16 protein-coding genes are annotated in these 14,387 nt (G+C 68.9%); 8 read left to right on the top strand and 8 right to left on the bottom strand.

Features of this window, described 5'->3' with window-relative positions; all coding sequences use genetic code 11:
• Positions 1 to 103: 103 nt before the first annotated feature.
• The 5 genes from NCO8_RS16410 to NCO8_RS16390 all read left to right on the top strand — a co-directional run bounded on the left by NCO8_RS16410 (position 104) and on the right by NCO8_RS16390 (position 4,767).
• A complete protein-coding gene (locus NCO8_RS16410; protein ID WP_067640839.1) occupies positions 104 to 988 on the top strand; it encodes a metal ABC transporter solute-binding protein, Zn/Mn family in 885 nt (294 codons plus the stop codon).
• Positions 989 to 1,117: 129 nt separating this feature from the next.
• Complete coding sequence (locus NCO8_RS16405) at positions 1,118 to 1,870, top strand: metal ABC transporter ATP-binding protein (protein ID WP_067640838.1); 753 nt, start codon at positions 1,118 to 1,120, stop codon at positions 1,868 to 1,870.
• On the top strand, positions 1,870 to 2,736 hold the full coding sequence (locus tag NCO8_RS16400; RefSeq protein ID WP_084457235.1) for a metal ABC transporter permease: 867 nt from the start codon (positions 1,870 to 1,872) through the stop codon (positions 2,734 to 2,736). Before NCO8_RS16405 ends, NCO8_RS16400 begins: the two co-directional genes overlap by 1 nt.
• A 40-nt stretch (positions 2,737 to 2,776) precedes the next feature.
• Positions 2,777 to 3,949, top strand: a complete 1,173-nt coding sequence (locus tag NCO8_RS16395) for an acyl-CoA dehydrogenase family protein (RefSeq protein ID WP_067640615.1) — start codon at positions 2,777 to 2,779, stop codon at positions 3,947 to 3,949.
• A gap of 14 nt (positions 3,950 to 3,963) precedes the next feature.
• Positions 3,964 to 4,767: an enoyl-CoA hydratase/isomerase family protein gene (locus NCO8_RS16390; protein WP_067640613.1), complete on the top strand. Its 804-nt coding sequence runs from the start codon at positions 3,964 to 3,966 to the stop codon at positions 4,765 to 4,767.
• 1 nt (position 4,768) lies between these two features.
• Here the strand turns inward: NCO8_RS16390 and NCO8_RS16385 are convergent, their stop codons facing one another.
• From NCO8_RS16385 to carD, 6 genes are all read right to left on the bottom strand, one after another.
• The gene (locus tag NCO8_RS16385; RefSeq protein WP_067495645.1) at positions 4,769 to 5,047 is read right to left on the bottom strand and encodes a hypothetical protein; all 279 of its coding nucleotides are present in this window, start codon (positions 5,045 to 5,047) and stop codon (positions 4,769 to 4,771) included.
• Positions 5,048 to 5,130: 83 nt separating this feature from the next.
• The gene (gene rlmB / locus NCO8_RS16380; RefSeq protein ID WP_067495648.1) at positions 5,131 to 6,114 is read right to left on the bottom strand and encodes a 23S rRNA (guanosine(2251)-2'-O)-methyltransferase RlmB; all 984 of its coding nucleotides are present in this window, start codon (positions 6,112 to 6,114) and stop codon (positions 5,131 to 5,133) included.
• Positions 6,114 to 7,517 (bottom strand): cysteine--tRNA ligase, encoded by a 1,404-nt coding sequence (gene cysS / locus NCO8_RS16375; protein ID WP_067495651.1) that lies wholly within the window; start codon positions 7,515 to 7,517, stop codon positions 6,114 to 6,116. The genes rlmB and cysS overlap by 1 nt, the downstream gene beginning before the upstream one ends.
• A 105-nt stretch (positions 7,518 to 7,622) precedes the next feature.
• Positions 7,623 to 8,093 carry a 2-C-methyl-D-erythritol 2,4-cyclodiphosphate synthase gene (gene ispF / locus NCO8_RS16370; protein ID WP_067640611.1) on the bottom strand — a complete coding sequence of 157 codons (471 nt, stop codon included), beginning with the start codon at positions 8,091 to 8,093 and terminating at the stop codon, positions 7,623 to 7,625.
• Positions 8,090 to 8,830, bottom strand: coding sequence for a 2-C-methyl-D-erythritol 4-phosphate cytidylyltransferase (ispD, locus tag NCO8_RS16365; protein ID WP_084457234.1), 741 nt, complete (start codon positions 8,828 to 8,830; stop codon positions 8,090 to 8,092). Before ispD ends, ispF begins: the two co-directional genes overlap by 4 nt.
• 1 nt (position 8,831) lies before the next feature.
• Complete coding sequence (carD, locus tag NCO8_RS16360) at positions 8,832 to 9,320, bottom strand: RNA polymerase-binding transcription factor CarD (protein WP_019044685.1); 489 nt, start codon at positions 9,318 to 9,320, stop codon at positions 8,832 to 8,834.
• Between the two features lie 351 nt (positions 9,321 to 9,671).
• Between carD and NCO8_RS16355 the strand changes: the two genes are divergently transcribed.
• The gene (locus tag NCO8_RS16355) at positions 9,672 to 10,373 is read left to right on the top strand and encodes a copper chaperone PCu(A)C domain-containing protein (protein WP_245655392.1); all 702 of its coding nucleotides are present in this window, start codon (positions 9,672 to 9,674) and stop codon (positions 10,371 to 10,373) included.
• 79 nt (positions 10,374 to 10,452) lie between these two features.
• Entirely contained in the window at positions 10,453 to 11,853 is a 1,401-nt protein-coding gene (radA, locus tag NCO8_RS16350; protein WP_084457233.1) for a DNA repair protein RadA, read from the top strand.
• Positions 11,854 to 11,999: 146 nt separating this feature from the next.
• Here radA and NCO8_RS16345 read toward each other — a convergent pair whose 3' ends face one another.
• Entirely contained in the window at positions 12,000 to 12,674 is a 675-nt protein-coding gene (locus tag NCO8_RS16345; protein WP_067640604.1) for a hypothetical protein, read from the bottom strand.
• Positions 12,675 to 12,745: 71 nt separating this feature from the next.
• Positions 12,746 to 13,369 (bottom strand): carbonic anhydrase, encoded by a 624-nt coding sequence (locus NCO8_RS16340; RefSeq protein ID WP_067640836.1) that lies wholly within the window; start codon positions 13,367 to 13,369, stop codon positions 12,746 to 12,748.
• A gap of 90 nt (positions 13,370 to 13,459) precedes the next feature.
• On the opposite strand from NCO8_RS16340, the gene NCO8_RS16335 reads away from it, so the two are divergent.
• Complete coding sequence (locus NCO8_RS16335) at positions 13,460 to 14,329, top strand: iron-sulfur binding domain-containing protein (RefSeq protein WP_067640602.1); 870 nt, start codon at positions 13,460 to 13,462, stop codon at positions 14,327 to 14,329.
• Positions 14,330 to 14,387: the final 58 nt, after the last annotated feature.

Genomic DNA, 14,387 nt, shown 5'->3' with positions numbered 1-14,387 from the left:
CGAGCCAGCATCATCCCTGCTAATCTAAAACGGTAACGATTTCCATTATGATCTGACGCACAACCATGTGTGGTCGGGTCGTGGTTTGCCCCAGGAGTCCCGCGTGAACAGTCGAATCGCCCGTGCGTGTGCCGGTCTCACGGCGGCAGTGGCGGTCGCCGCCGTCCTGACGGCCTGCGGCGGTGGCTCCGAGGAATCCGGCACTCCATCGATCGTGGCGTCCACCGATGTGTGGGGCTCGGTCGCTAGCGCGGTCGCCGGACCGGACGCCCAGGTCAGCGCCATCATCACCGATCCGGCCGCCGACCCGCATTCGTTCGAGACCTCCGCGACCGATACCGCGAAGATCAGCGATGCCGAGCTCGTGGTGTTCAACGGCGGCCACTACGACGAGTTCATCGAGCAAGCCATCTCCGGCAAGGACAAGCGGACCGTCGAGGCGTTCGAGGAGCGCACCGACAAGAGCGACGAGAACGAACACGTCTGGTACGACGTCACCACCGTCGCCGCCGTCGCCGACCGCATCGCCGCCGAACTCGGCGAGATCGACGCGCCGCACAAGGACGCCTACACCGAGCGTGCCGTCGCCTTCAAGAACCAGCTGATGGGCATCAGCACCATCACCGGCGCCATCGCGGCGCAGACGCCGAACGCGGCCGTCGCCCAGTCCGAGCCGCTGGCGCACTACCTGCTGCTGGCCGCCAAGGCCCAGGACAAGACTCCGCACGAATTCCAGGAAGCGATCGAGCAGGAGACCGACCCGTCCCCGGCCGCCGTCGCCGCCACCCGCGACCTCATCACCGGCAAGCAGGTCAAGGCCCTGATCTACAACACCCAGACCCAGGACAAGGTCACCCAGGACCTGCGCGCGGCCGCACAGGCAGCCGGTGTGACGGTGGTCGAGGTGACCGAGACACTGCCCGAGGGCGTCGACTACGTGCAGTGGCAGACGGCCAATGCCAAGGCGCTGGCCGCGGCTCTGCGCTGACGCTCGAACCCGATCGAGGACCTCATGACCGACGCAACCGCCCTGTCGGCGCCCGGCACGACCGGCGCGTCTGCCGCAGGCGTGGCAGACGCGCAGGCGGATCCGGCGATCCGGTTGCGCTCGGCCACGATGTCGTTCGGCGAACGCACTCTGTGGAGCGACCTCGATCTCGAGGTCTCGCCCGGTGAGTTCATCGCGGTGCTCGGCCCGAACGGGTCCGGTAAGACCTCGCTGTTACGAGTGCTGCTCGGCACGCTCGGGCTCACCGCGGGCAGCGCGGAGATCGCCGGGCGGCGAGCCGGGGTGGGCAATCCGGGTATCGGGTACATCCCGCAGCAGAAGACGATCGACGCCGGGGTGCTGTTGCGCGGCGTGGATCTGGTCGGGCTCGGCGTGGACGGACACCGCTGGGGGCTCGGGTGGCGCAAGCGCCGGGAGCGGGCCGAGCAGGTCGAGGCCGCCATCGCCGCGGTCGGCGCGCAGAAGTTCGCGCATGCCCCGCTCGAGTCGCTGTCGGGTGGCGAGCAGCAGCGATTGCGGGTTGCCCAGGCGCTCGTCGGTGATCCCTCGGTACTGCTGTGCGACGAACCCCTGCTCAGCCTCGACCTGGCCAACCAGCGCCTCGTGGCCGAACTGATCGACAAGCGCCGCCGCGAACACGACACCGCCGTGCTGTTCGTGACCCACGAACTCAATCCGATCCTGCCGCTGGTCGACCGGGTGCTGTACCTGGTCGACGGCGAGTTCCGGATCGGCACACCCGACGAGGTGATGACCTCGCAGACCCTCTCGGAGCTCTACGGGACCGAGGTGGAGGTACTGCGGGTGCGCGGGCGGCTCGTGGTCGTCGGCACCGGTGACGATATGGACGCCCTGGCCTGATGGACAAGCTCACCAAAGTTCTCCAGTCGATGTTCGACATCGGCACCACCGCGAACCTGCTCGGCTACGACTTCGTGCAGCAGGCGCTGCTCGCCGCCGCCCTGCTCGGCCTGCTCGCCGGGCTGATCGGGCCGCTCATCGTGGCCAGGCAGATGTCGTTCGCGGTGCACGGGACGAGTGAACTGTCGCTCACCGGTGCGGCGGCGGCGCTGCTCGTCGGTGTGGGTGTCGGGTTCGGCGCGATCGCCGGTTCGGTGGTCGCAGCCGTGTTGTTCGGCTGGTTGGGTTCGCGTGCGCGCGAACGTGATTCGGTGATCGCGGTGGTGCTCTCGTTCGGGCTCGGCCTGTCGGTGCTGTTCCTGTGGCTGTCCCCCGACCGCGCCGGATCGAAGTTCTCGCTGCTCACCGGGCAGGTCGCCAGCGTCGGCTACGACGGGCTCGCCCTGCTGCTCACCTGCACCGCCGCCGTGCTGGCCGTGCTCGCCGTGGTGTATCGGCCGCTGCTGTTCGCCAGCGCCGATCCCGAGGTCGCCGTGGCGCGCGGGGTGCCGGTGCGGGCGCTGTCGGTGGTGTTCGCGGTGCTGCTGGGCATCACCGCCGCGTTCGGCGTGCAGATCGTCGGCGCGCTGCTGGTGCTCGCCCTGCTCATCACCCCGGCCGCCGCTGCCGCGCAGGTGACGTCGAGCCCCCTGCGCGCCACCGTCCTCTCGGTGATCTTCGCCGAGGTCGCCGCCGTCGGCGGGCTGCTGCTGTCGCTGGCGCCCGGCGTGCCGGTGTCGACCTTCGTCACCGGTATCTCGTTCACCATCTACCTGGTGTGCCGGGTCGTCGGACACCGGCAGCGCAAGCTCGCGCCCGTGCGCTGAAATCGCCACGGGCCGCGCACGGCAGCGCGATGATTCATCCATGATCGATTTCTCGGTGCCGGAGGATCTGGCCGCCCTGCGCGATCGGGTGCGCGCGTTCGTCGTCGACCGGATCGTGCCGTACGAACGCGATCCGCGGCTCACCGCGCACGGACCCACCGACGAGTTGCGGGCCGAACTGGTCGAGCTGGCACGGGCCGAGAAGCTGCTCACCGTGCAGGCGCCCGTCGAGTACGGCGGGCTCGGGCTCGGCCATGTGGAGCAGGCGCTGGTGTACGAGGCGGCCGGGTGGTCGACGCTCGGGCCGGTCGCGATGAACTGCGCGGCGCCCGACGAGGGCAACATGTACCTGCTCGGCAAGATCGCCGACCCCGAACAGATCGACCAGCATCTGATGCCGATGATCCGCGGGGAACGGCGGTCGGTGTTCGCCATGACCGAACCGGGTGGGGCGGGTTCGGACCCCGGGCAACTCAGCACGCGGGCGGTGTTCGACGGCGAGAACTTCGTGATCGACGGGCAGAAATGGCTCATCACAGGTGCCGACGGCGCCGCGACCTGGATCATCATGGCCGACCTGGCCGAGAACCCGCACCTGCCCGCCGGGCCGACGCTGTTCCTCACCGAGGCCGACACGCCGGGCATCGTCATCGAGCGGATCATGAACACGATGGACCGCAACTACGTGGGCGGGCACGCGGTGGTCCGGTTCGAGAATCTGACGCTGCCGCCGAGCGCGGTGCTCGGCCGCACCGGCCAAGCCCTGCGCTACGCCCAGTTGCGCCTGGCCCCCGCCCGGCTCACGCACTGCATGCGCTGGCTCGGCGCCGCCGAACGCGCGCAGAGCATCGCCCTCGACCACGCGCGCACCCGCACGGCCTTCGGCAAACCCATCGGGCAGCACGAGGGGGTGTCGTTCATGTTGGCGGACAACGAGATCGCGCTGCACCAGTGCAGGCTGACCATCTGGCACACCTGCTGGCTGATGGACCAGGGGCAGCAGGCCAGGCACGAATCGTCGATGGCCAAGTCGTATGTCTCCGAGGAACTGTTCAAGGTCACCGACCGGTGTGTGCAGGTGCTCGGCGGGATCGGGATCAGCGACGAGACCGTGGTGGAAATGCTGTTCCGCGACATGCGCGCCTTCCGGCTCTACGACGGGCCGACCGAGGTCCACAAATACGCGATCGGCAGACATCTGGTCGGCCGCTAGTACCATTCGATCCCATGAGTTCGGAACTGCTGGTCGATGTCCGCGCGGGCGTCGCGGTACTCACGCTCAACCGTCCTGCCCAGCGCAACGCCGTCACGGCGACCATGACGGCCGAACTCGGGGCGGCCCTTCGCCGCTGCGACACCGACGACGCCATCCGCGCCGTCGTCATCACCGGCACCCCACCCGCCTTCTGCGCCGGTGCCGACCTGTCGGCCGGTGCAGGCGGGGCGAGCGCGACGCTCGACCCGTCACCGTGGCAGGTGCGCAAACCGGTGATCGCCGCCGTGAACGGGCACGCCGTCGGCATCGGGCTCGCGCTCGCCTTGCAGTGCGATCTGCGCTATTTCGCCGACGACGCCGTGTACGGGCTGAGCCAGGTCCGGCGCGGTGTGCTCGCCGACGGCTACGCGCACTGGACCGTGCCCCGCCTGGCCGGGCTCGCCAACGCTGCCGACATCATGCTCACCGGCCGCACCTTCGACGGCGACGAAGCCAAGTCGATGGGGTTGGCCAATGCCAGCCTGCCCGCCGCCGAGGTGCTGCCGACCGCGCTTGCCGTCGCCGAGGACATCGCCGGTGGCTCCGCGCCGCTGCCCGTGGCCCTCACCAAGCGGCTCATCTGGGAAAGCCTCGGCATGACCCCCGCCGTGGTCGGACAGCTCGAATCCGAGCTCAACGCGCACGTGGCCAAGAGCGTCGACGGCGGCGAGGCGATGGCGGCCTTCAAGGAACGCCGTCAGCCGAACTGGTCGGGCAGCGTCAACGACGAGTGGCCCGCCTGGGACGCCCCCGGCGAACGCCCGAGCCTCGACTAGCTCAGAAGTTCCCGTTGCAGGACCCGGCCAGGTACAGCAGCGCGAAACAGATCATCAGAATCGTGCCGATGATCCCGCCGATGTACCCGATCAGCACCTGATGACGCCCACTGAGCCCACCGTAGGAAGCGTCGATCTCGTTGAGTGCCCGCTTCCCGAGCGTCCACGCGACCGGCCCGAAGATCCCGCAGCAGAACGGGCTGAGCAGCCCGAGCACGAGAATCATGTTCGCCTGCGGGTGCTCGACCGTCGGGCCGATCGGTTGATTAGGGATCGCCACCCCGTGAATTCTACGGCGTGCGACCACGATTCAGCGTCAGCAAACCACAACTAGGCCGCCGACGTGGCGTGCAGACGCCGAACTCAGCCCAGTCGACGCTGCCGGGCGATATCAGCCAACACCACACCAGCAGCCACGGAAGCGTTCAACGACTCGACCGGCCCCGCCATCGGGATGCTCAGGATCGAGTCGCAGGTCTCGCGGACCAGGCGCGACAGACCCTTGCCCTCGGAGCCGACGACGACCACCGTCGGCACGCTGCCGTCGAAATCGTCGAGCGTCGTGTCGCCGCCCGCGTCGAGGCCGACGATCTGGATGCCCTGCGCAGCCCAGTCCTTCAGCGTGCGGGTCAGGTTGGTCGCGCGGGCGACGGGCAGGCGTGCCGCCGCGCCCGCACTCGTCCGCCACGCCACCGCGGTGACGGCCGCGCTGCGACGCTGTGGGATCACCACACCCTGACCGCCGAACGCGGCGACCGAGCGGATGACCGCGCCGAGGTTGCGCGGGTCGGTGATGTTGTCGAGGGCGACGAGCAGTGCGGGCTCGGCGGTCGACTTCACCCGGTCCATCAGGTCGTCTGGGTGGGCGTACCGGTACGGCGGCACCTGCAGTGCCACACCCTGGTGCAATCCGTTGGCGCTCAACCGGTCCAGGTCGGTGCGTGGCACCTCGAGGATGGAGATGCCGAGGTCGGCGGCGCGCTGCACGCTCTCGGTGAGGCGGTCGTCGTTCTCGGTGCCGACCGCCACGTAGAGCGCGGTCGCGGGCACATCCGCGCGCAGGCACTCGAGCACCGGGTTGCGGCCGAGTACCAGCTCGGGACCGTCGTCGGACTTGCGACCGGCGCGCGGCACACCGGACTTGCCGGTCGGACGACCCTGTGCCGCTTTGGCTTTGGCCGCGGCGGCCGCGCGCTTGGCGGCGGGATGCTTGGTGCGTTCGACCGCGGGCGGGGTCGCGCCGCGCCCTTCGAGGCCGCGACGGCGCCTGCCGCCGGAACCGACGACAGCACCCTTCTTGGTGCCGCCCTTCCTGATCGCTCCGCGTCGCTGTGAATTGCCTGCCATCAGTTCGCCTTTCCGCTAGCTGCGCCCAGCGACCATTCCGGCCCCTGCGGGGTATCGGTGACTTCGATACCCGCCGCGATGAGCCGATCCCGTGCGGCATCGGCTTCTGCCCAGTTCTTGTCGGCCCGCGCGCTCGCCCGGCGATCCAGCTCCGAGCGGACCAGCACGTCGAGCGCGTCGAGCGCCGCCGAATTGTCGGCGGGGGTGTACCAGTGTTCGTCGAACGGGTCGACGCCGAGGATGCCGAGCATCGCCCGCACCTGCCCGGCCAGTTCGGCTGCCGTGTCGAGCGCGCCCGATTCCATGGCGCGATTGCCCTCGTGCACCACGTGGTGGATCTCGGCGAGCGCCTTGGGAATCGCCAGATCGTCGTCGAGCGCGGCGGCGAACGCGTCGGTCCATTTGCCGACCGGCACCGCACCGGCCCGATCGTGCACCCGCCGCACGAAAGCCTCGATGCGCTGATAGGAAGCGACAGCGTCGTCGAGTGCCTTGTCGGAGTATTCGAGCATCGAACGGTAATGCGCGCTGCCGAGATAGAAACGCAATTCCACCGGCCGCACCCGGGTGAGCACATTCGGCACCGAGAGCACATTGCCGAGCGACTTCGACATTTTCTCCCCGCCCATCGTCACCCAGCCGTTGTGCAGCCAGTAACGCGCGAAACCGTCGCCTGCCGCCTTCGACTGGGCGATCTCGTTCTCGTGATGCGGGAAGATCAAATCCATTCCGCCGCAATGAATATCGAATTCCGGGCCGAGATAGAACTCGGCCATCGCGGAGCATTCCAGGTGCCAGCCGGGGCGACCGGGACCCCACGGCGAAGGCCAGCTGGGCTCGCCCGGTTTGGCGGCCTTCCACAGGGTGAAATCGCGGGGGTCGCGTTTGCCTCGGGTGGGAGTTTCGCCCTGGTGCACGTCGTCGAGTTTGTGGCCGGAGAGTTCACCGTAATTCGGCCAGCTCACCACATCGAAATACACATCGCCCTCGGCGGCGTAGGCGTGCCCGCGCTCGATCAGCCGCTCCATCAGGGCGACCATCTGGGTGATGTGCCCGGTGGCGCGCGGTTCGGCCGACGGCGGCAGCACGCCGAGGGTTTCGTAGGCGGAATCGAACGCGCGCTCGTGCGTGGCCGCCCATTCCCACCACGGCCTGCCCGCCTCGGCGGCTTTGTTCAGGATCTTGTCGTCGATATCGGTGACATTGCGGATGAACCGCACGTCGTAGTCGTGTGCCAGCAGCCAGCGGCGCAGCACGTCGAACGCGACGCCGCTGCGCACATGCCCGATATGGGGCTGACCCTGCACGGTGGCACCACACAGATACACCGAGGCACGGCCGGGGACCAGCGGGGTGAATTCCCGCATGGTCCGCGTGTCGGTGTCAAAAAGGCGCAAGGTCACGGCATTCGATCCTAGTCGGTGGGATGAGAGTGGGGTTGACCGGCCGGTTCGTGGCTCGCCGCGATTCCGGGCGGCGACGGTGGGGCGGTCGGGTGGGGTGGCCCGTCAGGGCTGCGAACACTCCAGCAGACAGGTCGCGATGGCGGCGACACCCTCACCGCGCCCGGTCAATCCGAGCCCGTCGGTGGTGGTCCCGGATACCGAAACCGGTGCGTCGAGTAATTCGCCGAGTACTTTTTGCGCTTCGGCGCGGCGCGGGCCGATCTTCGGGCGATTGCCGATGACCTGCACGGCGGCATTGACGACGGAATAGCCGTCGTCGGCGAGGAGTCTGCGGACTTCGGTGAGCATGGCGGCGCCGGTGACTCCGGCCCATTCGGGGCGGCCGACGCCGAAGACGGCGCCCACGTCGCCCAGGCCGGCGGCGGAGAGCAGTGCGTCGCACAGGGCGTGCACCGCGACATCACCGTCGGAGTGGCCCGCGCAGCCGTCGGCGTCGGGAAACAGCAGACCGGCCATCCAGCAAGGACGACCGGGTTCGATGGGGTGTACGTCGCTCCCGATGCCGACTCTCATCCAGCGACCTCGGTCCGGACGGCGGAGTGACCGAGCTGTGCGGAGCCGCCGACCGAGAGGACGGCTTCGGCGAGGGTCAGGTCGAGTGGCGTGGTGATCTTGAAGGCCAGCGGGTCGCCCGCGACGGTGTGCACGGCGACGCCGAGGCGTTCGACCAGGCCCGCGTCGTCGGTCGCGCCGACGTCGGTGGCGTAGGCGCGGCGCAGCAGCTCGGCGTCGAAGCCCTGGGGAGTCTGGATGGCGCGCAGGCGGGCGCGGTCGGGTGTGCCGGTGACGACGCCCGCGTCGTCGACCGATTTCACGGTGTCGACGACGGGCAGGGCGGGCACGACGGCCGGGCTGCCTGCCTGTAGTTCGGTGGCGACGCGCGCGATGAGCTCGGGCGGGGTGAGCGCACGGGCGGCGTCGTGCACGAGGTAGTACCCGGCGTCGGGTGCGGCCGCGATGCCCGCGCGCACCGAATCCGTGCGCTCGGCGCCGCCGACGACGACCTGCACCGGCACAGGGGGCATCGAACCGCCGGTCAGCGAAGTGGTGGACAGCAAGGCGGACGCGGCGTCGACCATTTCGGCGGGCACGACCACGACCACCCGGTGCACAGCACCGGACGCGATCAGCCCATCGACGGCCAGCCGGACCATAGGTATACCGCCGACCGGGACGAACGCCTTCGGGGTGGGTTCACCCAGGCGCACGCCACGACCGGCGGCAGGAACCAGTGCTACGACAGGTCGCACACTACGAGGCCGCGGCGAGGACCTCGTCGAGCAGCGATTCGGCCTTGCCGTCGTCGGTGCCCTCGGCGAGCGCAAGCTCACCGACGAGGATCTGACGCGCCTTGGCCAGCATCCGCTTCTCACCGGCGGACAGGCCGCGATCCTGCTCACGACGCCACAGGTCGCGGACGACCTCGGCCACCTTGTTCACGTCGCCGGAGGCGAGCTTCTCGAGGTTGGCCTTGTAACGGCGGGACCAGTTGGTCGGCTCCTCCGTGTGTGGCGCGCGTAGCACCTGGAAGACGCGGTCGAGACCTTCCTGGCCGACGACGTCGCGCACGCCGACGTATTCGGCGTTTTCTGCGGGAACGCGAACGGTCAGGTCGCCTTGCGCGACCTTCAGGACCAGATACTCTTTCTGCACACCCTTGATGGTGCGGGTCTCGATTGCTTCGATCAGCGCCGCTCCGTGGTGGGGGTAAACGACGGTGTCTCCGACCTTAAAAATCATGTGTCCCGTGCCCCTTTCGATGTTCACAGTTTAACATGCGACTCGGTAACGGCGCGATCAACTGTGCAGGTCAGGGCCACAACGAGGACATCCCAGGGGTTGACAATCAAGAATTGTTGTGCATTGTGTTGCGCCAGAACAGGTTAACCACCAGCACAACGACCGGTATTCGCACTTCGGCCGTCGGGCATCGACGTGGCAACCACGTCCGGGACACCGAACTGTTACTTCCGGACCCGCGCGTCGCGAGCCCCGACGCCACGCGCGCGAAGCGAACTACTACGCTGCCTAGTTACTACCCTCCGGTCCCGTGTGGAACGGAGTGAGCCCGGTCGACATGGAGGACAAACCGTGACTGCCCTGAAAGCTGTGACCGCCCCGTCGGCGCGACGTCGCATGGTGACGGTTGCCGCGCTCGCCGCTGCCGCGGGCATCGCCCTGACCGGCTGCAGTGCCGGCCAGCACACCCAGACCTCGTCGCAGGCCGCCGCGATCAACGGCAACCACGCCGATGTCGGCGACATCTCCCTGCGCAACGTGCACATCGTGTACCCCGAGGCGGCGTCGGAGCACCAGAAGGGCGGCAAGGCCGTCCTCGCCCTGTCGATCATCAACGGCAGCGAGACCGTCACCGACGAGCTCACCAGCGTGAGCACCGACCTCGGCCCGATCAAGATCACCGGCCCGGCCGGCGGCAAGTTCGAGCTGCAGCCGCAGGAGACCGTGCTGGTCGGCCCGCCGAGCGTCACCGCCGCGGCCGAGACCGGCGATCACCACGGCACCACCACGGCCGCGCCCACCACCACCGCGGCGCCGACCACGGCACCGGGTGGCGGTAACTCGAGCGCCAGCGATGCCGCCGCCGAGCAGGCGAGCATCGAGATCACCGGCCTCACGGAGAACATCACCCCCGGCCTCACCTACACGGTCACCTTCAACTTCAAGGACGCGGGCACCGTGCAGGTGGCCGTTCCGGTCGACGCCGCCACGTCCGAGCGCGTCGAGAACGAGAAGTCCGGCCCGGCGCCCGAGGGCGCGGGCGGCGGTCACTGAGACCAGTTGTCGAGAAAAGCCGTCGCGAACTGTCGCGGCGGCTTTTCTTGTTGTCGGACCCGGTCCGTAGGGTGCGCGTGTGGCCAAGACCAAAGCTGTTTTCCGTTGCACCTCGTGTTCGCACGAGGTGTCGAAATGGGTTGGCAAATGTCCTGATTGCGGTGCGTGGGGCACCGTGAACGAGGTGGCGGTCTCGGCCTCCGCGGCGGCGCCGGGGCGCAGGGCCATGCTGCCGAGCACGGCGGCGGCGCCGCTGTCGCAGATCGACGCGAAGGTCACCCAGGCCAGGTCGACGGGGGTGAGCGAGCTCGACCGGGTGCTCGGCGGTGGGGTGGTGCCGGGATCGGTGGTGCTGCTGTCGGGTGAACCGGGCGTCGGCAAGTCGACCCTGCTGCTCGAGGTCGCGTTCCGGTGGGCCGCCCAGCGCGACGAGACCGCGCTGTATGTGACGGCGGAGGAGTCGGCCGGTCAGGTGCGCCTGCGTGCCGACCGGACCGGCGCCGTGCACGACCGGGTGTATCTCGCGGCCGAATCGGATCTGTCGATCGTGCTCGGGCACGTGGAGCAGGTGCGTCCGACGCTGCTGGTCGTCGACTCGGTGCAGACGATGCTCGCCCCCGAGGTCGACGGCGTGATCGGCGGTGTCACCCAGGTACGCGCGGTGACGGCGGCGCTCACCTCGCTTGCCAAGGCGAGCGGGATCGCCGTGCTGCTGGTCGGACACGTCACCAAGGACGGCAATGTGGCCGGTCCGCGCACGCTCGAGCACCTGGTGGACGTGGTGCTGCAGTTCGAGGGCGACAAGAACTCCTCACTGCGCATGGTGCGCGGCATCAAGAACCGCTTCGGCAGCGCCGACGAAGTTGGCTGTTTCGAACTGCACGAGGACGGCATCGCCTGCGTCGACGATCCGTCCGGCTTGTTCCTGCACCACCGCACCGATGCCGTCCCAGGCACAGCGGTGACGGTCGCGATGGACGGCAAACGTCCGCTGGTCGCGGAGGTGCAGGGGCTCACGGTGAAGACCGAGATCCCCCAGCCGCGTCGCGCGGTGAGCGGCCTGGACTACAACCGGGTTGCCATGGTGCTCGCGGTGCTACAGAGCCGTGGACGGGTGTTCCTCGGCAAACACGACGTGTACGCGGCGACCGTCGGCGGCATGCGCCTGGTCGAGCCGACCGCCGACCTCGCCATCGCCCTGGCCATCGCCAGCGCCGAGGCCGATATCGCCCTGCCCGCGGGCTGGGTCATCCTCGGTGAGGTCGGCCTGGCGGGCGAGGTCCGCAAGATCACCGGGCTCGGTCGGCGCCTGGCCGAGGCCGAGCGATTGGGCTTCACCACCGCCCTGGTACCGCCGGGTTCGGAGAAGGCCAAGGTCGGTTCGATGCGCATCCACGAGGTCGGCGACCTGCGTTCGGCGCTGCGTTTGGCCGAACTCCGCAAATCCCGGGCACCCCGCGAGACGGTGGCCGTGGAATAACTCCGGCAAACCGCGCTTTCCGGTCGAATTCGGCATTTCAGCCGTAACAGCGGTTGACACGGCCGCTCGTCCTGCGAATTCTGCAAATCAGCCATCTTGGACATGTGATTTACAGCGCATCCGCATAATGCCCGGTCGGACGGTATTCAGTCGGCCAGGTTGAACGGTTCGGCCGCGCTGCGGATGGAACCGAGTTGTGCGACAACCATGTACGCGCCCGCCGGGACCGGCAAGCGCTCCCCCGCGCATTGCGGCTGGGAGGTCGTACCGAACCAGGTGCCCTTGTACGACAGCTGTTCGCCCGCCTTCAGGGTCTTCACCTCCGGCGGCCCGTCCGGGGTGCAGTCGTTGCTCGCCCACAGCCTGCGCTGCCCGTCGAGGGTGTAGACGAGGAACTGCGGGCCCGCGCCGAGATCGCGCGAGCACGCGGCCGTGGAGATGTTGGTGATGACGGTGCCGAAGCCCGGCTGGTCACCCACCCGGTAGGTCGGCTGGTTGACCGTCACCTTCAGCGCCAGCGACTGATCGCTACACGGCTGGGCCGCGGGCTCGGGCGCGGCGGATGTGGTCGATGACGCCGCCGCCGACGTGCTGGTCACCGAGCTGGTTGCCGCCGCGCTACTGGTCGCACTGCTGACCTGGGACGTGCTCGCGACCGTCGTCGAGGACGCGGCCGCGCCCGAACCGGACGAATCACCACCGCGCGCCACCATCGTGACCAGCCAGACCACGATCGCGAGCGCGACGATGATGACGCCGATCGCGAGCGCGCGACGACGCCAGTAGATCTCCGGTGGCAGCGGTCCATTCGGTTCCAGCACGCTTCAAAGGTAAGCGCAGCGCGCGAGGGCGCGCTCGATGACCTCGGCGTGTCGGGCGCGTACCGCCCGATTCAGACCGTCTCGCCGATATTGCCGACCACCCGGCGCAGGTGCGCGCGACCGTCCGACAACTGGTAGGTGACGCTCGCGATGGCGCACTGACCTGTGGCGACGCGCTGGGAGACGATCATCGAGCGTTCCATGAGCAGCTTGCTGGTCTCCACCACGTGCCGGGCCTCGAGTTCGTCGACCGTCGTGAGCCCTTCGCGGCGGCCGAGCAGGATCGAGGGGGTCACCTTCTCGACCACGCTGCGGATGAAGCCGCCGGGGACGGCGCCGCCGTCGAGCGCGTCGATCGTGGCCTTCACCGCGCCGCAGCTGTCGTGGCCGAGGACCACGATCAGCGGCACATTGAGCACCTCGACGCCGTATTCGATCGAGCCGAGCACCGAGGAGTCGACGACGTGACCCGCGGTACGCACCACGAACATGTCGCCGAGGCCCTGGTCGAAGATCAGTTCGGCGGCTACGCGTGAATCGCCGCAGCCGAAGAGGATGGCGTGCGGTCGCTGTCCGTTCACGAGCTTGGCCCGGTCTGCGGCGCCCTGGCTAGGATGCAGCAGAGTGTCGTTGACGAAGCGCTCGTTACCCTCGCGCAGCGACTTCCAGGCACTTATCGGATTAGAACCAGGCATACCGACCATTGTGCACACGCTATCGGTTACCAGCGAGTCTGCGCTGTTACGCCTCGGCAAAGTCGGCCTGGCAGAGATGGAACGGAAACAGTGAGTATCGACGCCGAGGTCCTGCTGGATTGGTTCACCGAGCGGGCGCGCGACCTGCCGTGGCGGCGGCCGGAGGCGACCGCCTGGCACATCCTGATGAGCGAGATCATGCTGCAGCAGACACCCGTGGTCCGGGTGGAGCCGATCTGGCGGGAGTGGGTGGCGCGCTGGCCGGTGCCCTCGGCGATGGCGGCGTCGTCACAGGCCGAGGTGCTGCGGGCGTGGGGCAAGCTCGGTTATCCGCGCCGGGCACTGCGGTTGCACGAGTGCGCGCGGGTGCTGGCCGCCGAGCACGGTGACGTGGTTCCGGCCGATGTCGATGTCCTGCTGAGCCTGCCGGGTATCGGCGCCTACACCGCGCGCGCGGTGGCGTGTTTCGCGTACGGGCAGCGAGTTCCGGTGGTGGACACCAACGTTCGCCGCGTGGTGGCGCGAGCGGTGCACGGCCGTGAACCCGGTAATCCGTCCTCGCGCGATCTCGCCGAAACCGAGGCGCTGCTGCCCACCTCGGTGCCACGGGCCGCGAAGTTCTCCGCGGCGCTGATGGAACTGGGTGCGCTGGTCTGCACGGCCCGCAACCCCGACTGCGGCAACTGCCCGCTGCCGCGCTGCGCCTGGGTCGACGCGGGCAGGCCGGCGGCCGAGGTGGTGCGCAAGGTGCAGAAGTACGAGGGCACCGATCGACAGGCGCGTGGCAGGCTGCTCGACGTGTTGCGTGATGCGTCGGGGCCGGTCGAGCGGGTGCGGCTGGACATGGCCTGGACGCGCGACCCGGGTCAGCGCGCCCGCGCCCTGGATTCCCTGCTGGTCGACGGCCTCGTCGAGCAGACCGAGGACGGCCTGTTCGCCCTGGCCGGCGAGGGAGCCTGACCTCCGGTCCCGCGGCGGAGCTGTTCGACCAGGCGCAGGCGTGCCGCTCGTAACCGTG

Origin of the sequence: Nocardia coubleae NBRC 108252 (assembly GCF_001612805.1) — a bacterium.
GTDB classification, from domain to species: Bacteria; Actinomycetota; Actinomycetes; order Mycobacteriales; family Mycobacteriaceae; genus Nocardia; species Nocardia coubleae.
The sequence above is the reverse complement of the archived record's forward strand: the minus strand, read 5'-3'. Positions and strand labels throughout refer to the sequence as shown.